The organism is Quadrisphaera granulorum, assembly GCF_003149145.1.
GTDB classification, from domain to species: domain Bacteria; phylum Actinomycetota; class Actinomycetes; order Actinomycetales; family Quadrisphaeraceae; genus Quadrisphaera; species Quadrisphaera granulorum.
Genome location: NZ_QGDQ01000029.1, coordinates 14,478 through 37,243, shown reverse-complemented (window position 1 = coordinate 37,243; position 22,766 = coordinate 14,478). Strand labels below are relative to the sequence as shown.

At 72.5% G+C, this 22,766-nt stretch carries 19 protein-coding genes; 15 read left to right on the top strand and 4 right to left on the bottom strand.

All coding sequences use genetic code 11. The annotated features are described in order from the left end of the window. Window positions 1-26: 26 nt before the first annotated feature. Together BXY45_RS23475 and BXY45_RS18445 are read right to left on the bottom strand one after the other, a co-directional pair. On the bottom strand, window positions 27-1,361 hold the full coding sequence (locus BXY45_RS23475; RefSeq protein ID WP_170131603.1) for a hypothetical protein: 1,335 nt from the start codon (window positions 1,359-1,361) through the stop codon (window positions 27-29). Between the two features lie 167 nt (window positions 1,362-1,528). Continuing rightward, a complete protein-coding gene (locus BXY45_RS18445; RefSeq protein ID WP_109776003.1) occupies window positions 1,529-1,855 on the bottom strand; it encodes a hypothetical protein in 327 nt (108 codons plus the stop codon). Between BXY45_RS18445 and BXY45_RS18440 the strand changes: the two genes are divergently transcribed. The 15 genes from BXY45_RS18440 to BXY45_RS18370 all read left to right on the top strand — a co-directional run bounded on the left by BXY45_RS18440 (window position 1,848) and on the right by BXY45_RS18370 (window position 19,591). Further along, window positions 1,848-2,909, top strand: a complete 1,062-nt coding sequence (locus tag BXY45_RS18440; RefSeq protein WP_109776002.1) for a hypothetical protein — start codon at window positions 1,848-1,850, stop codon at window positions 2,907-2,909. The two genes, BXY45_RS18445 and BXY45_RS18440, sit on opposite strands and share 8 nt — an antisense overlap. 349 nt (window positions 2,910-3,258) lie before the next feature. Beyond that, window positions 3,259-4,086, top strand: a complete 828-nt coding sequence (locus BXY45_RS18435; RefSeq protein WP_109776001.1) for a glycosyltransferase — start codon at window positions 3,259-3,261, stop codon at window positions 4,084-4,086. Beyond that, window positions 4,083-5,243: a polysaccharide pyruvyl transferase family protein gene (locus BXY45_RS18430; RefSeq protein WP_109776000.1), complete on the top strand. Its 1,161-nt coding sequence runs from the start codon at window positions 4,083-4,085 to the stop codon at window positions 5,241-5,243. The genes BXY45_RS18435 and BXY45_RS18430 overlap by 4 nt, the downstream gene beginning before the upstream one ends. Then, window positions 5,203-6,303: a glycosyltransferase family 4 protein gene (locus BXY45_RS18425; protein WP_109775999.1), complete on the top strand. Its 1,101-nt coding sequence runs from the start codon at window positions 5,203-5,205 to the stop codon at window positions 6,301-6,303. Before BXY45_RS18430 ends, BXY45_RS18425 begins: the two co-directional genes overlap by 41 nt. Then, window positions 6,267-7,811 carry an O-antigen ligase family protein gene (locus BXY45_RS23470; protein WP_109775998.1) on the top strand — a complete coding sequence of 515 codons (1,545 nt, stop codon included), beginning with the start codon at window positions 6,267-6,269 and terminating at the stop codon, window positions 7,809-7,811. The genes BXY45_RS18425 and BXY45_RS23470 overlap by 37 nt, the downstream gene beginning before the upstream one ends. Continuing rightward, complete coding sequence (locus BXY45_RS18415) at window positions 7,808-8,863, top strand: glycosyltransferase family protein (protein ID WP_109775997.1); 1,056 nt, start codon at window positions 7,808-7,810, stop codon at window positions 8,861-8,863. The genes BXY45_RS23470 and BXY45_RS18415 overlap by 4 nt, the downstream gene beginning before the upstream one ends. Beyond that, window positions 8,860-10,413, top strand: coding sequence for a lipopolysaccharide biosynthesis protein (locus BXY45_RS18410; protein WP_109775996.1), 1,554 nt, complete (start codon window positions 8,860-8,862; stop codon window positions 10,411-10,413). The genes BXY45_RS18415 and BXY45_RS18410 overlap by 4 nt, the downstream gene beginning before the upstream one ends. An 11-nt stretch (window positions 10,414-10,424) precedes the next feature. Beyond that, complete coding sequence (locus BXY45_RS18405) at window positions 10,425-11,726, top strand: polysaccharide pyruvyl transferase family protein (RefSeq protein ID WP_170131602.1); 1,302 nt, start codon at window positions 10,425-10,427, stop codon at window positions 11,724-11,726. Beyond that, entirely contained in the window at window positions 11,716-12,810 is a 1,095-nt protein-coding gene (locus BXY45_RS18400) for an acyltransferase family protein (RefSeq protein WP_146211270.1), read from the top strand. The genes BXY45_RS18405 and BXY45_RS18400 overlap by 11 nt, the downstream gene beginning before the upstream one ends. Next, on the top strand, window positions 12,810-13,712 hold the full coding sequence (locus BXY45_RS18395; protein ID WP_146211269.1) for an alpha/beta hydrolase: 903 nt from the start codon (window positions 12,810-12,812) through the stop codon (window positions 13,710-13,712). The genes BXY45_RS18400 and BXY45_RS18395 overlap by 1 nt, the downstream gene beginning before the upstream one ends. A 108-nt stretch (window positions 13,713-13,820) precedes the next feature. Beyond that, entirely contained in the window at window positions 13,821-15,167 is a 1,347-nt protein-coding gene (locus BXY45_RS18390) for a hypothetical protein (RefSeq protein WP_109775992.1), read from the top strand. Then, complete coding sequence (locus BXY45_RS18385) at window positions 15,164-16,276, top strand: glycosyltransferase (RefSeq protein ID WP_109775991.1); 1,113 nt, start codon at window positions 15,164-15,166, stop codon at window positions 16,274-16,276. Before BXY45_RS18390 ends, BXY45_RS18385 begins: the two co-directional genes overlap by 4 nt. 92 nt (window positions 16,277-16,368) lie before the next feature. Beyond that, window positions 16,369-17,553, top strand: a complete 1,185-nt coding sequence (locus BXY45_RS18380; protein WP_245961918.1) for a glycosyltransferase — start codon at window positions 16,369-16,371, stop codon at window positions 17,551-17,553. After that, window positions 17,550-18,623, top strand: a complete 1,074-nt coding sequence (locus tag BXY45_RS18375; protein WP_109775989.1) for a polysaccharide pyruvyl transferase family protein — start codon at window positions 17,550-17,552, stop codon at window positions 18,621-18,623. The genes BXY45_RS18380 and BXY45_RS18375 overlap by 4 nt, the downstream gene beginning before the upstream one ends. Next, window positions 18,623-19,591 (top strand): glycosyltransferase family 2 protein, encoded by a 969-nt coding sequence (locus BXY45_RS18370; protein ID WP_109775988.1) that lies wholly within the window; start codon window positions 18,623-18,625, stop codon window positions 19,589-19,591. The genes BXY45_RS18375 and BXY45_RS18370 overlap by 1 nt, the downstream gene beginning before the upstream one ends. Window positions 19,592-19,639: 48 nt before the next feature. Here the strand turns inward: BXY45_RS18370 and BXY45_RS18365 are convergent, their stop codons facing one another. After that, the gene (locus tag BXY45_RS18365) at window positions 19,640-21,088 is read right to left on the bottom strand and encodes a right-handed parallel beta-helix repeat-containing protein (protein WP_109775987.1); all 1,449 of its coding nucleotides are present in this window, start codon (window positions 21,086-21,088) and stop codon (window positions 19,640-19,642) included. 123 nt (window positions 21,089-21,211) lie between these two features. Next, window positions 21,212-22,720, bottom strand: a complete 1,509-nt coding sequence (locus BXY45_RS22975; RefSeq protein WP_119700387.1) for an Ig-like domain-containing protein — start codon at window positions 22,718-22,720, stop codon at window positions 21,212-21,214. Window positions 22,721-22,766: the final 46 nt, after the last annotated feature.

The window sequence follows — 22,766 nt, the reverse complement described above, 5'->3', positions numbered from 1 at the left end:
GAAGTCGGCGGCGTGAGGTCCGTGGCTCAGCCGCGCTGGCGGCGCTTGCGCAACGCGCCCTCGGCGCCGCCGAGGGCGGCGACCAGACCGAGCCCGATGCTCATCGGCAGCAGCCACGTGTTGGGGCCTCCGCCCTGCTCGTTGCTGCTGACGGGCGCGGTGCCGAGGGTGGTCGGACCTGAGGCGACATCGACGGAGCCGAGCCGCGTCCCGATGCTCCCGTCCAGATCAGCGCCGCCCTCCGTGGCCGCCCCGACGGACGGGGAGCCCTGAACGTAGGTGCCGGTGCCACCGCTGATCGCGTCGGCGGAGTCCGACGGCGCTGCGGGCAGCAGCTGCGCGACAGGCGCGACCGGCCCCTGGGCGCGGTGCTTGGCGCCCGCGGAGCTCTTGCTCGTGCTGGCCGAGTCGGGCGCGCTGGCGGCGGCGCGGCGTCCGCTGCTCTTCTGCGCGCCGTCGTCGCTCTTCGTCGTCGTCGCCTTGGCTGTGGTCTGCGGGGCCGTGCCGGTGCTCGGGGCGGCGGGAGCGGCCACCGCTGCCGCCTCGGGCGCCGTCAGGGGAGCCACGGCCGGCGTCACGACGACCGGCGCTGCCACGACGACCGGCTCCACCGCGACGGGGGCCACCGGGGCGGGCTCGGCAACGGGCGCGGGCTCGGCGATAGGCGCAGGCGGAGCCGGGGCGACCTCCGCGACAGGAGCCGGCTCGGCGTTCTCGTGGTGGTCGTCCTCGTGGTCCTGGTGCTCGTGCCAGGGCTCCTGCGGCTGCGTCTCGGCAGGCTGGTCGCTGTCCCCGCCGTGGTCGGGTGAGTCGTCGCAGGGCTGGTCGGCGTCGTCGGAGGGCTCGGGGACGACGACGACAGGCTCCGCGCCCTCCGACGGCTGCTCCGCCGTCTCGTCGTCGCTGTCGCCGTCTGCCTGGTCATCGGCCTGGCCGCCGTCGTCGGCAGAGTCATCGGCGGCTGTGTCGGCGGCGTGCTCGTCGCCGTCGTCGTCTGCCTGGTCCTCGGCGTGGTGGTCGTCACCCTCGGTGTGCCCGTCGCCGTCGTCGGCGCGGTGTGCGCCGCGGGAGCCTGCCGGGCCCTTGTCGCCGCCGCTGTCGGAGGTATCGGTAGAGCCGGCCTGCTCGGTGGCCTGCGCCTCCTCCTGCGAGGAGCCGTCCGAGGGCTGCGTGGCGTCGGCGGAGGCGTGAGCCTCGGCGGGCTCGGCGGTGGCGGTGTCCGTCGTCGCCATGGCCGTCATCGGCGCGGCGACGACGCTGACCCCGACCAACCCCAGCACGCTCGCGGCGCGCAGCGCTCCGCGGCGGACGGTGGGGGTTCCGTCCTCGGGGGCGGTGGTGCTGTCCGTGCGGGGTGACATGCCGGGTCCTCTCGACGTGCGACGAGCCCCTCGGCGCGTCGCCGTCATGCTGCCCGTTCTGCATCACTATGCGCAGGCAAACTCACCGACTGTGACATTCCTCGTCGCTTCGCGAGGGCACGACACGCCGTCTGTCGCGCGCTTCCTTGATCGTGCGAGGGGGAGTGTCAGCTGGCGCGGCGGCGGCGCAGCAGGTGCCTGATCCCCGAGGGACCGGTGAGCGCCAGCAGCAGCGCACCGCCGACCAGCAGCGGCATGCCGTAGGTCCCGAGGTCGTCGAGCCAGCTCACCGACTGGCTCGCGACGGGCGTCACGGGCGCGGCGGCGGTCATCGGCGAGGGCACGGGCGGGGCGCCGAGCAGCAGCGACTCGTCGGTGGGGCCGGTGGTGAGGGAGGGATCCGTCGCTACCAGCAGCGTGGCGGTGGGCAGGGACGTCGGTACCGCTGGCTGCGCCGACCCCGCGGTGGTCAGGGACGCGACCGCGGTGCTCACCGATACCCCGCGCCCGGCCGTCGACGTGCGCTTCCCGCCGCTCAGCGCCACGGAGACCCGGTGCGCGGACGGGCGGGTCGAGGGCGTCGGCGCGGCGGTGCTCGGCGTCGTCGGCGCGGGGACCAGCGCGGTGGGGGAGGCGGCGGGAACAGATGGGGCGGTGGTGGGAGAGCAGGACGACGACGGCGCGACCGGCGACGTGGCCGACGACGTCGGCGATGCGCTGACCGGCGTGACCGAAGGGGCGGCGGCTGCGCTGGTCGTCGGGGCCGACGGGGTGGCGCTCGCGGCGGGCACCATCGTCGCGGTAGCGATGGCCGTCGCCGTCGCCGTCGCCGTCGTTGTCGTTGTCGTCGAGCCGGCGGGTGCGGTGCTCGGCGTCGCGGTGGGTGTGCAGAGCGGCAGGCCGGCGGGGCCGGAAGCTGAGGCCGTCGGCGAGCTCGGCACGGGCGACGCCGTCGGCGAGCCTGTCGGCGTCGCTGACGGCATCGGTGTCGGCGTGTCGCTGGGCGAGCTGGTCGGTGAGGTCGTCGACGTGGCTGTGTCACTCGGCGCGGAGCTCGGTGTGGCACTCGGGGTGGATGCGGGGGTGGCCGTCGTCGCCGTGCCTGTCGGGGTGCTCGACGCCGGGCTGGAAGCCGAGCCCAACGCTGCGTCCAGTGCGGAGAGAGCCGTCACATCCGCCGCGGGCGGAGCGTCAGACGGATCCACCGTCGTCGTCCCCGATCCATCGGGGACGAGGGCCGCCTGCGCCGGTGCCCCGGCAAGGACCACTCCCGCGGCGAGCAGCGCGGTGGCTGCGCCGAGGCGCGCCCGGAGGGTGGCAGCGCGGATGGCGGCCGGCTGCGGCGCGGACGTCCTCATGCCGGTGCTCCACGGCTCGCTGGGCCCTGCCGCGCCGGCGGTGGTGCGGCGGACGTGCGGCAACGGTGGGGCGTCGGCAGACCCGACGCCACACCATCGTGCCGCTGGCGAGGTCGCTGGTGCGGGATCTTGGCGAATCTGGGCGTGTCGGCCTACGGGGGAGGTGGGCTCCGGGGCGCCGATCGGGTGACGCTTCGTTGCGTGTGAGGCAGCTAATCGCCTGCAACATGTGCAGGAAGTGACATCTGACTGTGGAACTCGTCCGAACTGCGATCTGCCCCCTATAGTCCGCTTCCGTCACGGCGCGTCACCGTGGTGATCCTGACCGAGGGGGACGCTTGAACGGCCACACCGTCGAGACAGCCCAGAAGTTGCTGCTCATCGCCTCGACCGGCGGTCATCTTGCGGAGTTGATTCGCCTCGAGCCGTTGCTGAGGGCTCACCCTTCATCACTGTGGGTAACTTTCAAGACGCCGCAATCCGAGACTCTCCTCCGTGGACGGAATGTTCTCTACCTGCCGTACATCAAGCCGCGAGCCGTGCTGACGGTGATCCAGGCGATGCTGATCTTCGCCGCTCGCCTCGGCAGGGAGCGGTTCGACGGCGCGGTGAGCACCGGCTCGGGCATCGCCCTGGCATGCCTGCCCGTCGCCCGCGTCCGCGGCATCCCGACCCGGTACATCGAGAGCATGGGCCGCACCCACGGACCGTCCATGACGGGGCGCCTGCTCCATGCGATAGGCGGCACGGCCATGTACACCCAGTCCCCGCGATGGGCCCGTGGCCGCTGGCAGCCGCATCCCAGCGCGCTGACGAGCTACCGCGCCGTGCCCACCCCGCGACGGCCGGAGAGCCCTCGCCTGTTCGTGACGCTCGGCACTATCGGGGGGTACCGCTTCGACGCGCTCGTCGATGCTGTCCTCGCCACGGGCTTGGCCGACAGTCGCACGGTGTGGCAGCTGGGGACGACCACCCGAGACGACCTTCCTGGCAGTGTCCACACCATGATGAACTCCGCGGAGTTCGAGGCCGCTGCCTCAGCGGCCGACGTGGTGATCAGCCATGCGGGCGTGGGTACCCTCCTCACGCTCCTGGACCTGGGCCTGCACCCACTCATGGTCGGGCGGCGCGCCCACCGGGGCGAACACGTGGACGACCACCAGGCCGACATGGAGCATCTGCTCGACGGCCTCTCCGTGGGCCGCTACCTGGAGGTCGAACAGCTCACCGCAGACGTCGTGCGCAGTGCCGCCGACTGGCGCGTGACCCATGGCGAGGCTGTCGACGTCGCGGCCGACCAGAGGCAGATCGACCTCTCCGACCGCGAGATCGACCTTTCCGACCCCACGAAGGACTCCGTCGCATGACCGCCCCTGACCTCCGCGCTCCCGCCCGCGCCATCTTCGCGATCGGCCGGGGTCAGTACGAGAACGTCGGCGACCTCATCCTGCGTCGCCAGCTCCTGGCGTGGGCTGTGCCCGGGGCCCCGCTCCACGTGTACGTCGGCCACTCGCCCGAGGGCTACGACGAAGGCCTGCAGCTGCCGCCGGACGCCGTGACCTACCGCTCGCTGGCCCGCTGGTACGCAGCGGGTCTGCGCGAGGCGCTGCGCGGGCCGATCGGCTACCTCTTCAAGCCCGGCGAGCTCCAGCTGACGATCGTGGGCATGAAGGAGCACCTCGTGGTGCTCCCGCTGCTGGCTGCGGTGAAGCTCCGCGGTGGGCGTGCCGTCCGGGCGGGCGTGGGCAGCCGCAACTTCGCCGCCGTCCCGAGGCTGCTCATGCAGCCCTCCATCCTGCTCTCCGACCTCACCCTGTGGCGCGACGTGAGGTCGGTCGCGTACATGGGCCGCGGTGAGCTCGCGCCCGACCTCGCCTTCGGCGAGGGCGCACCCGACGAGGTGCTGACCGCCTCCCGCCAGCGCACCCGAGAGCGCAACGCCCTCGTCGTGTCCCTGCGGACCGACCTCGTGCCGCCGCCCTATCCGGGCACGGGATGGATCGAGGGGGTCCGGCGCTACGCCGACGAGGAGGGCCTGGAGATCTGGGCCGTCACCCAGGTCCAGGTCGACGACGAGCGCACCCACCAGCTCGCGGCCGACCTCGACGCGAAGGTGCTGCCCTGGCCCGAGGTCGCAGACCACTGGGGGCAGGAGGTGCGGCTGCGGGAGCTGTACCGCCGCACCGCCGTCGCCCTGTCCGACCGGCTGCACGTGGTGATCGCTGCGCACACCGAGGGTGCCGTCCCGTTCGGGTCGCTCACCGACGGTTCGGACAAGATCGAGCGCCACTTCGCGGCCATCGGGCTCGACGGTGTCTCCCGTGACGTCCGTGGTCTCACCGCCGACGAGGTGGTAGCCGCCCTGCGCGCCGCCGAGGCTCGCCGGCCCGAAGCGATGGACCGGCTTCTCGAGGCCCGCGGCCGGCTCCGTGCCCGCCGCGACCAGGTCCGCCGGCTGTTCGGCCTGGCGCAGGCCGCTTCCGGTGAGCGCGAGCACGCCTCTGCCGGGCAGCGTGGTAGCTGACGCGGGGGCCTCGCGCACGACGCGAGGCCTCGCTGCCGGCCGTGCCCCCCGTGTCGTCCACCTCGGCCGCACCGGAGAGGTGCCCGGGGGCATGGTCCAGGTGCTCAACAGCTACCTGAAGTGGCCGTTCGAGCGCACCGCGGTCGAGGTGCTCACTTCCCGCGGTGCCCCGCACGACCACGTGGCGGCCGCTCGTGCGGCCGCGGGTGCCGCAGCGAAGGTGCTCACGCTGCCGCGCGGTGAGGTCGTCGTGGTCGCGCACCTGTCGGAGGGGGGCTCCTTCCTGCGCGAGGGAACCCTCCTGCGGATGGCGGCCCGTCGCGGCCTCGCGACCGTCGCGCACCTGCACGGAGCCTCGTTCGCGTCGTTCGCAGCGGCACGCCCCCGGCTGACCGCGGGCGTGCTGCGCGCAGCCGACGTCGTCATCGCCCTCTCGGAGGAGTCACGCGAGGTCAGCGCGCGGTTCGTGCCCGCAGCGCGGGTGCACGTCGTTCCCAACGCCATCCCCGCCGGCGTCCCGGCACCCAAGCAGAACCGCATCGTCTTCGGCGGCATCGTCAACCGCCGCAAGGGCGTCGACGTGCTCCAGGAGGCCTGGAGCCAGCTCGCGGACCACGGCTGGGAGCTCGTGGTGGCCGGACCGGTACCCGACGAGTCCCTCCTGCGACGCGACCTTCCCGGTCTGCGCTTCACCGGCGCCCTCGCACACGACGAGCTCATGGCCCTGCTCGACAGCTCCCGCGTCGCCGTCCTCCCCTCCCGGGAGGAAGCCATGCCCATGTTCCTGCTCGAGGCGATGGCACGCGGCAACGCCGTGGTCTCGACCGACGTCGGAGGGGTGGCCGCACTGCTCGCGGACGGCCGCGGCGTCGTCGTCCCCCCGGGGGACGCGGCAGCCCTGCGCGACGCACTCGCCGGCCTGCTGACCGACAGCTCCCGCCTCGAGCAGCTCGGTGAGGCTGCGCGCGCCGGCCACGCCAGCTCCTTCAGCGCGGAGGCGGTCTTCCCGCGTGTGGAGCAGCTGTGGCTCGACGCACTGACGACGGCGGCGCGGCGGTGAGCGGTCAGCTGCGCTCCGCTCCCGCGCTCGCGACCGCACGCAAGGTGGTGCTGCTGGCGGGGATCGGCGGCGTCGCGGTGCTCCTGTGCGCCGCACTGGTGGTGCTCGTCCCCGGGTCTCCCATCGCCGGCTCGGTGCTGCTCGTGGCGGCGCTCTGCGGGGGCGTGGCGCTCTTCTCGGTGCCGGTCCACTGGCTGCCGGGCATCGCCCTGGTCACGTTCGTGGTGATCCCGATGCAGCTTCTGCCCTCCCAGGGCGCAGGGAACGTGCTGCGCCCTGCGCTCGTCATCCTCTACGTCTGGCTGCTCCGCAGGCTCCTGGCGACGCCCCTCCGTGCCCTCGCCGATCCGGCGAACCCTGCTGACCCGCACCCCATCCGCAGCGCCTTCGGCTGGTACCTCATGACGAGCGTGTCCGCCGTCCTGCTCGCTGTCTGGACGTGGACGGCCATCGGCTGGTCACCCATACCCACGACGAGCACCTCGTGGACCGCGAGCTTTCTGCTGTCGGCGTTCCTGCCGTTGCTCGTGCTCGACGCCCGTGAAGAGGCGCGCGTCCTGCGGTCGTGCTTCCTCTGGGCGGGCGCCGCCGCGGGTGCGTACGCGATGCTCGAGCAGGCCGTGCGCTCCTCTCCCCTGTTCGACGCGGTCTACGCCGCGCTGGGCGCTGCTGTGGGTGCGCCCTGGGCGGTGTACCGGGCCGAGGTCTCCTTCGGGCACCCCCTGTTCGCTGGCGCCTTCCTCACCGTCCCCGCGGTGCTCGGCATCGTGGGGTGGCTCCAGGGCGGCCGTCGGCGCGAGCTCGTGCTCGGTGCCATCGCCGCCGTCGGGGTGGTGATGACCGTCTCGCGCGGATCGCTGCTCGCCGTCGGTGCGGGGCTGGTGGCCGGGGCCGCTGCCCTGGCGCTCGTCATGCCAGGAGTCCGGAAGGAGCGCCTGCTCGCCGTCGTCCCCTTCGGGATCATCGCCGTGCTCGGCCTCGGGGCGTTCGGGCCGCTGTCCCAGCGCGAGGACTCGGTGGAGTCGGGCCTCTCGGCGGACGTCCGCTTCCGCGCCCTCGACGTCGCCCTGCGGTCCGCCGAGCAGACCGGATGGCTCGGAGGAGGCCCGGCGACCTCCGGCGTCCTCGGGCGGCAGTTCTCACAGATCGTCATCGAGAACTCGATACTCCAGCTGCTCATGAGCCTCGGGGTGCCCGGGCTGCTCCTGTTCGTCCTCGTGGTGGGCAGCGCCTGCATCGTGGCGCTGCAGCGCGGTGACGCCGCGGCGGCGGCCGTCGTCGTCGCATACGTCGTGGCGATCGCGGGCTTCAACGCCCTCGACGCCGTCCGCGGCATGCACGTCATGATGGGCTTCCTGCTCCTCCTGGCCCTCCACGGCCGCCGCCTCGACACCGTCATCCCCCCGCAGCGATTGCGTCAGCAGCAGCGCCGCGACCCGAACCAGCAGCGCCCCGCGGCTGTCAGCGCCCTGCGCCACGGCCCCGTCGGCGCGGAGGCCACACCATGAGCACCGCGCCCACCACCAGCGCGTCCACCACCGGCACGCCGACCGGTGCCGCGACACCCACGGTGCGCGTCCTGCACTCCCTCGCCCCGCCGGACGGCACCACCAAGTACGTCGACCAGATCACGCAGATGGCGCCCCCCGGCGTCGACGTGGGCTACTTCTCCTGGCGGACCGCTCTGACCGGTCGCTACGACGTGCTCCACCTGCACTGGCCTGAGCTACTGCTGCGGGCACGGACGCCCCGCAAGCGCCTGGCGAAGAGGGCCGCGATGCTCGCGCTGCTCCTGCGGACGCGCATCACCAGGACGCCGATCGTCCGTACCGTCCACAACCCCCGGCCCCACGAGGCCGGCTCATGGGCGGAGCGGCGCCTGCTCGCCGCCGTCGATGCCAGCACCTCGTTGTTCATCCGCCTCAACGCGACGACGACGGTGGCGCCCGGCAAGCGCGTCGAGACGATCCTCCACGGCCACTACCGCGACCGCTTCGCCCAGCACCCCCGCAGCGAAGCCGTGCCCGGCCGCCTCGTCTACGCCGGGATCATCAGGCCCTACAAGGGGGTCGACAGGCTCCTCGAGCTCGCACCCCATCTCGCCCCCCACGGTGTGAGCACCCGCGTCGTCGGGAGCCCCAGCGACGACATGCGCTCCCTCGTCGAGAAGGCCGTGCACGACGAGCCCTCCGTCAGCGCCCGACTCGCCTTCGTCCCGGACGCCGACCTCGTGACCGAGGTGACCGCGGGGGAGCTCGTCGTCCTGCCCTACCGAGAGCTGCACAACTCCGGCGCGCTCCTGGTGGCGCTCTCGCTGGACCGGCCCGTCCTCGTGCCGCGGACCCCCAGCACGGAGTCGTTGCGCGACGAGGTCGGCGCCGACTGGCTGCACCTGTACGACGGCGAGCTCCAGGTCGACCACGTGCTCGCCGCCTTCGCGGCGGCGCGCCAGCGCCAGCCAGGAGACCGCCCCCGGTTGGAGGGGCGCGACTGGGACCACATCGGCCGCGCCCACGCTGCGGCCTACGCCGCGGTGCTCGCGACGGGACGCCGCTCATGACGACGACGCCGGCGCGCGCCGCGTCCGGCGACAACGCCGAAGAGCAGGCCCCCCCGGTCACCGGCCGTCGGGCAGCACGGGGCGCCGTCGTCACCAGTGCCGGACAGGCCGTCCGCATCGTCATCCAGCTGGCGGGGATCGTCATCCTCGCCCGGCTGCTCGACCCCTCCGACTACGGCGTCGTCACCATGGTCGTGGCCATCACCGGCATCGGTGAGGTGCTGCGCGACTTCGGCCTGTCCTCGGCGGCCGTCCAGGCGCGGACCCTGAGCCTGGCCGAACGGACCAACCTCTTCTGGTTCAACACCGCGTCGGGGGCTCTGCTCACGCTGCTGGCGTTCGCGGCGTCGTGGCCGATCGCCGCGGCCTACGGCGATCCGCGGCTGCAGTTGATCGGCGCCGCGATGAGCGTGACGTTCATCCTCAACGGGCTGGCCACGCAGCACCGTGCCGACCTCACCCGCAAGATGCGCTTCGTCGCGCTGTCCGGCGTCGACGTCTCGGCGCAGCTGGTCGGGCTCACCGTGGCGATCATCGCCGCGGCGGCAGGAGCCTCGTACTGGGCCCTCGTGCTGCAGCAGGTGGTGGCCGCGGCGGTGCAGCTCGTCGTGGCGGTCTGCTCGACGCGATGGATCCCCGGACCGCCCCGCCGCGACACGTCGCTGCGGCCGTTCCTGTCCTTCGGGTCGAGCCTGGCCGCCGTCCAGATGCTCGGCTACGCCAGCCGCAACGTCGACTCGGTGGTCATCGGCGCCACGGCCGGCCCGGCGGCGCTCGGCCTCTACAACAGGGCCTTCCAGCTCATGATGATGCCGCTGCTGCAGATCAACGCGCCCTCGACCCGGGTTGCCCTCCCTACCCTGTCGCGGCTGCAGGACGATCCCGTGCGCTTCGCGGCGTTCGTCCGTACGGGGCAGGCCACGCTCCTGTCGATCACGTCTCTCGTGCTCGCCCTCGTGGCAGCTCAGGCCGACGCCGTCGTCCAGCTGGCACTGGGCCCTGCGTGGAGCGGGGTCGTCGAGCCGTTCCGGATCCTGGCGGTCGCGGGCTTCGCCGCGACCGCCGGCTACGCGACGTACTGGGTGATCCTCGCAAAGGGCCTGACGACGGCGAACCTCAAGTTCGCGCTCGTGGCGCGGCCACTCATGATCCTTTGCATCTGCGCGGGGGGCTTGTGGGGTGTCACCGGAGTCGCCACGGCGTACGCGGTCTCCTCGCTGGTGCTCTGGCCCATCCAGCTCAGCTGGCTGGGCCGCTTCAGCGACGCGCCCACGCGGATGATGTTCCTCAACGGACTGCGCATCTTCGTCGCGTACACGTTTGCGGCCGTAGTCTCCTGGGGCACGACGTTCCTCCTGCGCGAGCAACTCTCCGGCAGCGCAGCTGCCGCCCTGCTGGTGGGAGGGCTCGCTCTCCTGCTAGCGGTAGGGATCATCGCTGCGGTGGTCCCCGCATTCCGGCGCGACCTCGGGCACCTGCTCCTCGTGGCGCGGCGAGTCGGTGGCCGGCGGCGCGTCAGTCGTTCGCAGGCCACGACGGGGGAAGAGTGATGATCAGCTCGATGCGGAAGCGCGCACGACGCGGCATCGACAAGGCACGCGGGCGGTGGCGGGCCAGCCGGATCTCCTCGACCACGGTCAGGTCCGCCGCCCGCCGTGCCGGAGCCAGCGCTCCCGGACAGAGCGCCGGGCTCGGTGTGCACGTGCTGCTCGCTCCTCCCGGAGACGGCAACATCGGAGACCAGGCCATGGTCGAGGCGTTCCTCGAGCGTGTGGACGGTCCGGTGGTGGTGGTCGAGCGCAACCCTGGCGACATCGACCTGCCCGCTCGGGCCGACGTGGAGCGCATCTCGCTGCCGAACCTCGTCTTCGGTGCGGGACCTCGCCGCGCCGCCGACCTGGCGACGTACTCCGCCCTGCTCGGCAGGGCCCGTTCGGTCAGCCTCATCGGCGCCGACATGCTCGACGGTGGCTACAGCGCCGAGGGGTCGGTGCGCCGCCTTCTGCTGGCCGAGCTCGCTGCCGTGCGGGGCGTGCCGACCCGCGTGCTCGGGTTCAGCTGGAAGCCGTCGCCGCATCCCGCGGCGCTGCGGGCCCTGGTGGAAGCGTCGCGTGCCGGCGTGGTCCCCATGCTGCGTGACCCGCACTCGCACGAGCGTGTCGTCGCGCACGGCGTGAGCGGAGCCGTCCTCACGGCCGACCTCGTCTTCGGCGCTCTGACCAGCGATGACTCCCTCGTGGAGGGTCTGCGGGCCGCGGTCGGGCGCCCGCGCTACGCCGTGGTCAACGCGAGCTCCCTGGTGGCCCGTCGAGGTGGTCAGGTCGAGGAGTACGCCGCGGTGCTGCGTCACCTGCTCGGCGAGGGTCTCGGCGTGGTGCTGCTCCCGCACGTGCTGCGCGGCACCAGCGACGACCTGGCGGCCTGTCGTGCGGTCGCCGCGGTGGTCCCGCCTGACGGTGTCCACCTCATCACCGAGCGGCTGGCACCGGCCCAGGTGCGCGGCGTGGCCGGAGCTGCCGAGGTGGTGGTGACCGGACGGATGCACCTCGCCGTCATGGCCGCCTGGGGCGGGGTGCCGCCGGTGACCTTCGCCACGCAGGGAAAGGTCAGCGGCCTCATGGAGTCACTGGGAACCCCTGAGCTCTGCGTCGACCCCGGCCCCGGCTCTGGTGCGCGCGTCGTGGAGTTGCTGCAGGCCATGCCGACCAGCGGCGCCGCCCAGCGGATCAGCGAACGGCTCCCCGTGCTGCGTCAGCGCGCGGCCCTGTGCACGGCGGGCCTGCAGCCCAACGAGGAGCCCGCCAAGCCGGCGGGACTCGTGACTGGACCCTCGGGAGCACTGGGAGCCAGCAGTGATCAGTGAGCGCACGAGCCTGCGGGAGCGACTGGTCGCTCCCTTGGGCGGTAGCAAGGACTGGGTGGACGTCGCCAAGGGCGTCGCCATCATCATGGTGATCTTCTATCACTGCTCGCTGTTCCTCAGCTCGGCCAACATCACCGTGCCCGGCGCCTTCCGCCTCAAGGCCGCGCTCGAGCTGGTGCCCATGCCGGTCTTCCTGGCCATCGCGGGCATCTTCCATGCCCGGGTGCTCCAGTGGAGCTTGAAGGACACCTGGCGGCGTCGCCTGCTCGGGTACGCCTACCTCTACCTGCTGTGGTGTGTCCTGCGCTTCGCCTTCTACCTGGTCGTGCCGAACGTGCGCTCCGACGGCGCCGGTGCGCAGGCGAGCCGGCCGATCTTCCTGGCCCTCTCACCGGTCTGGCCGACCAGCAGCTACTGGTTCATCTGGGCGTTGTTCCTCCTGACCCTGGTGCTCTGGCTGGTGCGCCGAGGTCGGCCGTGGCTCGTGGTCACCATCGCCGCGCTGGTGTCCGTGGCCTCGTCGAGCAACCTCGTCGTCACCGGCAACGTCGGGTGGGACCGCACCGCCGAGTACGCCGTCTTCTTCCTCGCGGGGGCGTTCTATTCCAAGCGCCTCACGCAGGCCGTGACGGCGGCGCGCCCCGTCGTACCGCTGGTGAGCGTGGCGCTCCTCCTGCTGGTCGCCGGTGCCGGAGCCTTCGTGCCGGGAGCTCGCGGAGTGCCCGGGCTGGCGCTGGTCGGTCAGGTGGCCGCCATCGTGGCCACGGCCACCGCTTCCAAGTACGTGGTGCGTTTGCGTCCGCTGTCGTGGCTGAGCTATCTCGGAGCACGAAGCCTGCCCCTCTACCTCATCCACGTCTTCGTCATCGCCATCATCGCGCTGGGGGTCTCCGTGGCCGGTCTGGACCGGCTCAGCTCCGCCACGACCCCGTTCCTGCTCCTGGCCATGGTGGTGATCGTCGTCGTCGCGTCGGTGCTGCTCGGCCGGGTTCTCGCGCGCGTCCGCTGGCTCTTCACCCCGCCGCGCTTCGTCAACCAACTCGTGGCGGGAGCTCCGCGCGCCGCCGTAAGGACCCGAGGGTGATGCGCCGCGCCCGCGCGACCGCGCCTGCGGCGCCCGTCCTCGCCGCGCTCATGGCGATGCTCATCGGTGGGCTCCTCGGTGGCTGTGCGGACGTCCCTCCGCCCAGCCTCACGCCTCCGCCGAGCGCGACGTCATCCGTCGTCGTCGAGGAAGACCTGCCCTACCGCACCGTCGACGGCGAGAAGCTCCTCGCTGACGTGTGCCGGCCGCGCGAGGCCACGGGCGCCCTGCCCGCCATGATCCTCGTCCATGGGGGTGGGTTCTCCCAGGGCGGCAAGAAGGACGTCCGCTCCCTGTGCGAGACGCTCGCCAAGCAGGGCGTCGTGGGTGTGGCCATCAGCTACCGGTTGCTCCCCGATCACGCCTTCCCCTCGCAGGTGGAGGACGTCGTGGCCGCGATGTCCTGGGTGGCTGATCCGGCCATCGCGCGCCAGCACGACATCGACCCGGCGCGCATCGGCCTTCTCGGCAGCTCCGCCGGAGCGATCATCGCCGAGTCCGTCGGCGTGGGCATCGGCTCACCGCCCTTCCGGCCGGCGGTCGTGGCGGCCTTCTCGGGTGCCTCGGACTTCACGCCCGGGGCGAGCGGGGGCGTGCCCAGCGGCGGCGACGCCGAGCGGCTCGCGCTCGCCTACCTCGGATGCGCCTCGGTCGCCGCGTGCCCGACCGCCGAGGCAGCCTCCCCGGCGAAGCACGTCACCGCAGAGTCCTCCCCGATGTTCCTCGTCAACGGATCCGAGGAGCTCATCCCGGTGGGGCAGCCCCAGGCGATGTCCGATGCACTCGCCGCCAGCGGCGTGGCCCAGCAGCTCGTGGTGGTGCCCGGCAACCGCCACGGCCTGGACCTGCTGACCCCGGACGTTCTCCGGGCCATGCAGGACTTCCTCTCACAGCACTTGTAACAGCGAGCCGATCCTCGTGGGGATGTCAGGGCGGCCCGACGGCCATCTCACCCCGCGCACCCCCCACCTCCTCACGTCCCCGCACCACAGCACAGACAGGACCGACGCATGGACATCTCGACCGCGATGCGTACCGCACGGCGGCTGTGGCCAGCCATCCTCGGCCTGGCCGTGGTGGGCGCGCTCCTGGGCGCGCTCGTCGCGAGCGTGACACCGGCCAGGTTCACCTCGACCACCGAGCTGTACTTCTCCTACGACTCGCCCTCCAGCGCGACACCCGCCGAGCTGGTGCAGGCCAACAATTTCGCGTTGCAGAAGGTCTTCTCCTACCAGCAGGTGGCGGTGAGCCCGCGCGTGCTGGAGCCCGTCATCACGTCCCTCAACATGAACACGACCCCTGAGAACCTGGCCCAGGACGTCAGCGCCTCGGTCGAGGAGCAGAGCGTGGTGCTCTCCATCGGCGCCACCGCGAACAACCCCCAGGACGCCGCCGTCCTCGCCCAGGCCGTAGCCCAGCAGCTCACGCGCGTGGTCATCGACGAGCTCGACGCGCCCTCCGCCGGAGGGGCCGCTCCGATCCGTGCCGAAGTGCTCGCCCCCGCTTCCGTGGGTGACAGCAACCGTCTGACGCAGATCGTGCTCAAGGCGCAGCTCGGCCTCTTCGCCGGTCTGGTCGTGGGGCTGCTCGGCGCGGTGGTCGTGGCACTGCTCGACCGTCGCCTGCACAACCGCGACGAGGTCGAGTCGGGCCTGGGGCTGCCGGTGCTGGGCAGCATCCCCTCCGAGCGCCGTACAGCCGAGGCAGCGATCGTCGAGGGCTACCGGGTGGCGGCCGGGTCACTGCTCAGCAGGACGCGGGGCGCCGACGCCGGTCCCGTGGCCGTGCTGGCCAGCACGGCCGCCGAGGACGCCGGCTCGGCCGCCGCGCGTTTCGCGCAGGCCCTCGCCGAGTCCGGGACCGCCGTCGTCCTCGTCGACGCTGACGTCACCTCCGGCAGCGCCACACAGCAGCTGGGCCTGTCCGACCGGGAGGGCGTCGCGGAGTCGCTGGCCCACCGCGCCCCCCTCAAGACCGTGGTCACGACGGTGCCCGGGCTGAGCGTGGTCCCGGCCGGACACGCCGGGGAGCTGCCCGGTGGGGCTCTCCCGCTCGCCGTGCTCCCCGAGCTGCTGCAGCCGCTCCGGGAGCAGGCGGACGTCGTCCTCGTCGTCTGCCCGCCCGCGCTGGGCGGCACCGGCGTCGGGGTGGCGGCCGCCTGCGGCACGACGGCGGTGCTCGTGGCGCGGACCGGGGGCGTCCAGCGCGCTGACCTCGCCAGCGCGTCCGGTGCGCTCGAGCGGGCCGGCGTCGACACGCTCGGCGTGCTCCTCGTCGGGGTGCCGTCGCGTGGCGCCGACTCCGACGCGAGCACCCGCGCCCTGCACGCGGCGCATGCCGCGAACCGCAGCGCATGAGCGCTGACCTCCGGCTCGTCGTCCTCACGACGAGCCTGCACGGCGGGGGAGCGGAGTGGGTGGGCCTCGTGTGGGTCCGGGAGCTCCTCGCCCAGGGCCATCGCGTGGTGGTGGTCACCACCTCCGACAAGCCGACCGACCAGCACCTGCCGGCCGGGGCCGAACTCGTCGGACTGGGACACCTGCCCTCCCACGCGGCCAAGGTGAGCAGGCTTCGGCAGCTCTTCCAGGACGTGCTGCCCGACGTCGGCATCGCCCTGCAGAACTACCCCAACCTCCTTCTCGTGGCGGCGGCCGCCCTCACACCGCGCACCGCTCGGCCCGCCACGATCGTCAGCGAGCACAACCTCGTCACGCTCGGCCTGCCAGGGTCCCCGCCCGCGCACCGCGTCAAGCACGTCCTGGCCCAGCGCGCCTACCGACGTGCGGATCATGTCGTCGCGGTGTCCCACGCCGTGGCCGGCGAGCTCGTCGGCGGGTTCGGCGTGGGCGCCGGACGCTGCACCGTCATCCGCAATCCCGCCGCAGCCAAGGTTCCTGCCGGTCCGCGTCCGCGCCGGTCCGCGCCGGACCTCGACGTCGACCTGGTCATCGCGCACCGCCTCGTGCCGCAGAAGCGACCACTGCTTGCTCTCGCAGCGGCCGAGGAGCTTGCCCGTCGCGGTCTGCGGGTGCGACTCACCGTCTTCGGTACCGGCCCCCTCCAGGGTGAGCTCGAGGCGGCCGCCGCCCGCAGCGGCGTCGAGACGGACTTCCGCGGCTGGGCGGAGCACTGGTTCGACGAGTGCAGCGACAAGACGGTGTTCCTGCTCGCCTCACACCGCGAGGGGCTCGGCAACGTCCTCGTCGAGGCCGCCGCCGCTGGTCTGCCGTCGGTGGCGCTGTCCGCCGCGCTCGGTACGGCCGATGCGCTCGTCCCCGGTGTCACCGGTGAGCTCGCCATCGAGGATTCGCCCGAGGGCATCGCGGATGCCGTCCAGCAGGCCGCTCGCCTCGTGGTGGACGTGCCCTCGATCGAGCCGTGGCTCGACCACTTCCGTGAGCCCGCCACGCGGGCCAGCCTGAATCGAGCCATCAGCGCGGCGATGAGGGGGCGGGCCCCGTTGTGATGAGCGGTATCCCGATGGCCCGGGCGCACCACCCTGGGCCCGGGCGGTCAGACAGGTCCGTCGACGGTCCGGCCGAGCGCCAGTTGTCTGTCGTGTTCGTCGTCACGTCACTGCACGGCGGCGGTGCTGAGGCGGTCGGCCGCAGCTGGATGCAGTGGATGGCGTCGCGCGGCCACGAGATCGCGGTGGCGCAGACATCTGGCAAGGACACCAGCGCGTTCACGCCGCCCGGAGTGCAGGTCACGTCTCTGGGGCAGGCCCGCGGCCACGTCGGCAAGACGCGGGCGTTGCGCCAGCTGCTGCTGAGCACCTCGCCCCATGCCGTCGTGGCGCTGCAGTCCTACCCCAACCTGCTCACGCTCGCCGCTGGGGCCTCTCTGCCTCGCCGCCGTCGCCCGAGTCTGGTCGTCTCCGAGCGGAACCTCGTGACCCCCGGACTGCGCGGAGCGCCGCTGGGGCACCTCGTGAAGCACCGTCTCCTCGAAGCTGCCTACCCGCTCGCCGACCGCGTGGTGGCCATCTCCCACCCCGTCGCCGCGGAACTGCTGTCAGGCCCGCGCCGCGGTGGAGGGCCCCAGCGGTGCGTCGTGGTGCCCAACCCCACGCTGGAGGCCGTTCCCGCCGTCCCGGCACGCCCGGCAGTTCCATCGGACGGGCCGGCTGGACCAGCTCGGGCGGTCCCCGGGGGCGGCGCGAGCCGGTCGCGCGTCGCGCTGGACAGCCGCACCGACGAGCCCGTCGTCGTCGTCATCGCCCACCGGCTCGTCGAGCAGAAGCGGCCGCTGCTGGCCGTCGAGGTGGTCGCCGAGCTGCGCCGGCGGCGCCCGGCCCGGCTCGTCGTCTTCGGGGACGGACCCCTCAAGGCCCCGCTGGAGGCGGCGGCCCGGGAGCTCGGCGTCGAGGTCGACTTCCGCGGTTGGGTCGAGGACTGGCCCGAGCGCTGCCCCTCCGGGTCGGTGCACCTCCTCGCCTCGTCTCGGGAGGGCTTCGGCAACGTTCTCGTCGAGGCCGCCGCCGCCGGCATCCCGTCGGTCGCCGTTTCGCAGGCCCTCGGCGTGGCGGACGCCGTCGTCCCCGGGCTCTCGGGAGTGCTCGCCGACGACGACAGCCCGACCTCCCTCGCGGACGCCGTCCTGGCGGCCGCGGCCCTACCCATGCAGCCGGACGTCCTCGCTCCCTGGCTGGACCGATACACCCGCGCCAGCAGCGGTCGGATGCTCGAGGCGCTGCTCCTGCGCACCTGTTCAGACGACACCCCCCGGAGGGCCCAGCGGTGAAGGTCTTCGCCTCGGCGATCGGTCAGTACGACAACGTCGGTGACACGGTGCTGCGCCGCGCCTTTCTGCAGGCCGTCCGGACGGCGGGTGACCTGCACGTCTACGTCGGACGGCAGACCACGGACCAGACGGACGCCCTGGGGCTGACCCCCGACGACGTGCTCCACCGAGACTCGGCCTCCTGGCGTGCCGAGCTGTCTCGGACCATGGGTCGCACCCCGGCCCTGTACGCCTTCGACACCGGTGAGACCGAGCTCGAGCGCCGATTCGCCCAGCGCTACCTGCGCCTTGCGCCGCTGCTCGCGGCCAACCGGCTGCGCGGTGGAGCCGCCGTGCACGTCGGTGTCGGCGTCCGGCGCTCCACCGTGTGGCGCCACCCCATCGCCGCGGTGCTGCAGACCTGCCAGCTCGTCGCCTGGCGCGACGAGCTCTCTCGGCGGGTCCTCGGCGTGGGTGAGGTGGCACCGGACTGGGCCTTCCACCTCGGCGCCGACGAGGCGGCGCTGCGCAGCGACCACCCCCGCCCCGTGCTGGCGGTAGCGCTGCGCGCCGGTCTTCCGCACGATCCGCGCCCGGAGCCTGACGAGGCCTGGGTGGCCAGCGTGCGCGAGATGGCGGAGCGCACCGGACTCGAGCCCGTCTTCGCCGCGCAGATCGGCCGCGACGGCGACCTCGCGGAACTGCTCGCCAAGCGTGTCGGGGGCAGTGCCCTGTGCTGGGAGTCGGCCCGCCACACCGACGCGGAGGCCGCCCTGCGAGCCCTGTACCGCAGGAGCGCGGTCATCGTCAGCGACCGCCTCCACGGGCTCGTCATCGCCGCCACCGAAGGGGCCTCGCCGCTCGCCCTGAGCAGCCACCCCACCGACAAGGCGGCACGGACGCTCGCGGCCGTGGGCCTGCGTGCCGCCGTGGTCGACCACCGCCTGACCGACGCCGGCGCGGCCGTGGCGGCCGTCGAAGCGGCCGCGGCGCGCCGCCCGGAGGTGGTCGACAGGGTGATCGAGGCTCGGCACGCCCTCGACCGCCTCGTGGCGCGGATCAGCGCGCTCGGTGGGGGGAAGGCCGCCTGATGCCCGAGGTCAGCGTCGTCCTGCCCTCGTACAACGACGCCGAGCACCTGGCCGGTGCCATCCAGCGCCTCCTGGAGCAGCAGGACGTCGACCTGGAGGTCATCGTCGTCGACGACGGCTCGCGCGACGCTTCCCCGGAGCTGGCCCGCGCCGCAGCCGACCGAGATCAGCGGGTCCGCGCGATCCTGCTGCCGGCCAACGGGGGAGTGGCGAGGGCGCGCGAGCGGGGTGTCAGCGAGGCGACCGGCGAGTACGTCTGGTTCGTCGACTCCGACGACGCCTGGGAGCCCGGCGCCGCCTGCGCGCTGCTGCAGGCGGCGCGGGCCGAGAGGGCCGACGTCGTCGTCGCCGGAGCTGTCTTCCGCTACGCCGACGGCACGAGCCGCGACCTGGCCGCACCGATCTCCGTTGCGGTGGACGGGCGAACCGCCCTGGAGATGGGGCTGACGGGACGCATCACGGGGCACCTCTGGAACAAGCTGTTCCGACGCGAGGTCATGGCCTCCGTGCCGGCCGTGCCGTCCCGTACGCAGTCGGACCTGCCGTACGTGCTGGGTGCCCTCGCGCGGGCCAGCCGCGTCACCTTCCTCGACCGGAAGGTGTACGAGTACCGGCTCCGCCCGGGGTCGATCATCACGAGCACGCGCCAGCGCGCCGACTGCCTCGCGGCCATCGACGAGGCCGTCTCCGCGACGGTCGCCGAACTGGCGCCGAACCTCGTCGGTTCCCCCGCGCTGCGCTACTTCCAGACGCGGTACGTCGTGCTGTCGGGTCTCAAGGACGCCGAGCTCGGCGGCTACCCCGAGGAGCGGCGGCGGCAGCTGAGGGCATCGCTGCGCCAGCGTCTCACCCCAGGGGCCTTCGTGTCCCTAGCCCGCCAGCGAGACCCGCAGCGGCTCGCCATGGCCGCCGCCGCCGTATGCGGCCCTGCGGTTCACCGCAGGGTGATCGGCGCAGCTCACCGTTGACCTCAGTGGCTTTCCGGCGCGCCTGACGGCGCGCCGGAAAGCCACTGATCAGTTCTGGCAGCTCCCGGTGATCTCGCCCGCTGCGGCGCCGCTCAGGTCGTTGTCGCAGCCGACGATGCTTCCGGCAGGCGGCGGTGAGCCCGGGTTCTGCAGCAGCACACCCCATCCCGAGGCGTTCACGGCGCCGGTGTTCGTCACGACCGAGTTGTCGTGGCCGTACTCCGTGCCCTGGCGCATGAGGACGTATCCGTTGGTGACGGCGTCCTCGCCCTGGTTCTTCTTGATCAGCCAGTCGTTGCCGGTGACGAGGATCCATCCGATGGCGCGTGACGCGGGCTGATGCCCCCTGATGACGTTGCCCTGGATGACGCCGTTCGTCGTGCCCATCTTGGCCTCGATGGGCTCTGCGCCAGCGTTGACGATGGTGTTCCGCACGACGGCCACGCGGGTGGTGGCATCCGGCTGACCGCCGGTCACCTCGCCCCAGCGCCGGTCCGACGTGCCGATGTAGATGCCCTCGCCGTAAGCGACGTCCTTGACGCCGGTGTCCGTGATGCTGTTGTCGCGGAGCACCACGTCGCTCGACTGCGCGTAGACATGCAGGGCCTCGTAGCCGATGTTGGAGATGTTCAGGTTCGCCACGACGAGGTTCGAGGTGCTCTTGACCATGACGCCCTGCATCGAGTCCCGCACGCTGAAGCCAGCCAGGCCCACCCAGCTCGAGCTGTCGATGCGCAGGGCGCTGCCACTGCCGGTGTTTCCGGTCTGCAGCACGGCCCCGGGCCCGCCGCACAGCCAGAACGGCTTGCTGCCCGTGGCCTGGACGCTCAGGCGGAAGGTGCCGGTGTACACGCCGTCCTTCAGCCGCACGACCCCGCCAGGGGCAGCCTTCGACAGGGCGGACGACAGCTGCGCGCTGGTGCCGACGACCGTGCCGGGGACAGCCGAGGCCGACGGGCATGTCGCCGTGAGGCCAGCGCGGTAGGCAGCGAGCGGTTCGACGGGGGTGGTGCTCGCCATCGGCAGATTCGGGTCCGGTCGCCTGAGTGCGGACGGCACCACCGTGCTGTAGCGCGGCTTGACGCTGAACGTGACCGGCTGGCCTGCACGGAGGCCTGCGTCGCGCAGGGAGGAATCGGTGATCGGGTCGGCATTGACGCGCACCCAGCCGGTCGTTGTGCCCTTGACCTCGTCAGGAGTGCCGTTGACGCGGAAGACGTCGTAGCCGAGGGCGCCCAGCACGGGCGTCCACTCGATGGAAGCGCCGTCCGACCAGGGCTCAGCGACGACGCGCATGTCGGATGCCGAGCTCACCGGTGCGAGGTCGGCTGAGGTGGTCGCCGCTGTCAGCTGTACCGGGCCTGGTGCGGCGCTGACCCACGTCGCGGCGGTCACCGCCCCACCCGCGACGACGACGACAGCTGCTGCGAGCAGGGCGATGTTGCGGCGACTCCACAGTGGGGCGAGCAGGGCAGGAGGATGCCTGCGGCGGGACACGAGTCTCTCCGATCGACGAGCGGCGGGGACGTCGCGGGGCGACGGGGGCTCACGGAGGAGCAGAGCTGAGGCTGAGCGGGTCGAGGTGGGACTGTGGTCCTTCGGAGCTGAGTCCCGGAAGGTTCAGTTGCGGACTGCGATCGTGACTCCCGGGGATGTTCCGGTGTTGCCAGCGGCGTCAGCCGCAACCGCGGTGATGGTGTAGCTGCCGTTCGCGAACTTCCGCGTGTCCAGCCCCAGCCTCCACAGGCCCCCCGACAACGTCGCGGAGCCAGCGAAGCGCCCGTTGGCGTAGTACTTCACCGATGTCACCCCGACGTTATCCGAGGCGGTCGCGGTTGCGGTGACCAATCCCGAGACCGTGGCGCCGGCGGTGGGGGCGGTGATGGTGACGGTGGGTGCGACGGTGTCGGCGTTGGTGATGGTGGCGCTGACGGGGGCGGTGGTGGTGGCGTTGCCGGCGGCGTCGGTGGCCGTGGCGGTGATGGTGGTGGTGCCGTTGGCCAGGGTGGTCGTGTCCAGTGGGGCCGACCACGTCGTACCGGTGCCGCTGTTGGTGGCGGTCAGGGTGCGGGTGGTGGCGCCGGTGGTGACGGTGAAGGTCACGGCGGTCACGGCGACGTCGTCGCTGGCGGTGGCGCTGAGGGTGGTGGTGCCGGTGAGGGTGGCGCCGGCGGTGGGGGCGGTGATGGTAACCGTGGGGGCAGTGGTGTCCGCCATGGGCGGCGGGGGAGCCCACCGGGCGAACGCCGCCATGAAGTCGGGATCGGCGAAGCCCGGCGTGCTGTGGCCATTCGAGTGCGTGCGCAGGGTGGCCTCCGCGGCCACGGGCGACGCCAGCGCGAGCAGCGCCAGGCCGTGCTGCTCTGGAGGCACGGTCCTGTCGGAGGAGTCCGGCTGCGACACGACGATCCGAAGCGTCTTGCCAGCCCAGGCACTCTGCGGGAGGCGAGCGGGATTCGCCGCGTGGATCGCGGCGGGGTCGTCTCCGAAGGCGCCGATGATGCTGGCCCGGTCTCGCCCGTCACCGTTGTAGAGGGCTTCGAGGTCGTAGACGGCATTGACGTTGTACATGCCGGAGATGAGCGGGATCAGCGACGATCCCAGCGTCTCGCAGGCCAAGGCGCCACCGCCCGACGTGGCGCGGAGCGTGTTCGAGCGGACGTCGTAGACCGAGGAGATCCACTGCCACCCCGCGACCTGGATGGCCTGCGCTGACGGGTGGGAGTACTTGGTGCCGCCGGCGTTCTGGCAGATCGCGATGGCGCCCCGCTCGACGATGAGGTGCGCCGTCGACTTGAACCCGCCGGCGATAGCGTTCTGGTCACTCCCAGCGCCGTGGTAGAGCCACACCACACGGACTGGCTGACCCGGCTTCACGGTCTGAGGGACGAACAGCCGAGCGGCATCCCCCTGGATCCGGACGGAGATATCGTCGAACAGGACCTTCGTGTTCAGGGAAACCTGGTTGCTCTTGCGGTAGTACTCGTTGGGGAGCTTGGGGCTCGGGGACGGTGTGGCCGCCTGTGCCGCGCTCAGCGGAACGGCGCCGACGCCCAGGACGGACACCACCGCCGTGGTGAAGAGTCGCCGGGAGACCGCGCGCGGCTTCTTGTCCCTGTTCATGTCCATCCGTGGCTACCCCCGCCGCTCGCCAGTCCTTGTCCGTGAGGAGTAT

What these genes read in the sequence shown, in the direction of transcription:
- BXY45_RS23475 (WP_170131603.1), bottom strand. Translation starts at nt 1,361, where the DNA reads ATGTCACCCCGCACGGACAGCACCACCGCCCCCGAGGACGGAACCCCC.
- BXY45_RS18430 (WP_109776000.1), top strand. Translation starts at nt 4,083, where the DNA reads ATGACCGCCCCTGACCTCCGCGCTCCCGCCCGCGCCATCTTCGCGATC.
- BXY45_RS18415 (WP_109775997.1), top strand. Translation starts at nt 7,808, where the DNA reads ATGAGCACCGCGCCCACCACCAGCGCGTCCACCACCGGCACGCCGACC.
- BXY45_RS18410 (WP_109775996.1), top strand. Translation starts at nt 8,860, where the DNA reads ATGACGACGACGCCGGCGCGCGCCGCGTCCGGCGACAACGCCGAAGAG.
- BXY45_RS18405 (WP_170131602.1), top strand. Translation starts at nt 10,425, where the DNA reads ATGCGGAAGCGCGCACGACGCGGCATCGACAAGGCACGCGGGCGGTGG.
- BXY45_RS18395 (WP_146211269.1), top strand. Translation starts at nt 12,810, where the DNA reads ATGCGCCGCGCCCGCGCGACCGCGCCTGCGGCGCCCGTCCTCGCCGCG.
- BXY45_RS18390 (WP_109775992.1), top strand. Translation starts at nt 13,821, where the DNA reads ATGGACATCTCGACCGCGATGCGTACCGCACGGCGGCTGTGGCCAGCC.
- BXY45_RS18385 (WP_109775991.1), top strand. Translation starts at nt 15,164, where the DNA reads ATGAGCGCTGACCTCCGGCTCGTCGTCCTCACGACGAGCCTGCACGGC.
- BXY45_RS18370 (WP_109775988.1), top strand. Translation starts at nt 18,623, where the DNA reads ATGCCCGAGGTCAGCGTCGTCCTGCCCTCGTACAACGACGCCGAGCAC.
- BXY45_RS22975 (WP_119700387.1), bottom strand. Translation starts at nt 22,720, where the DNA reads ATGGACATGAACAGGGACAAGAAGCCGCGCGCGGTCTCCCGGCGACTC.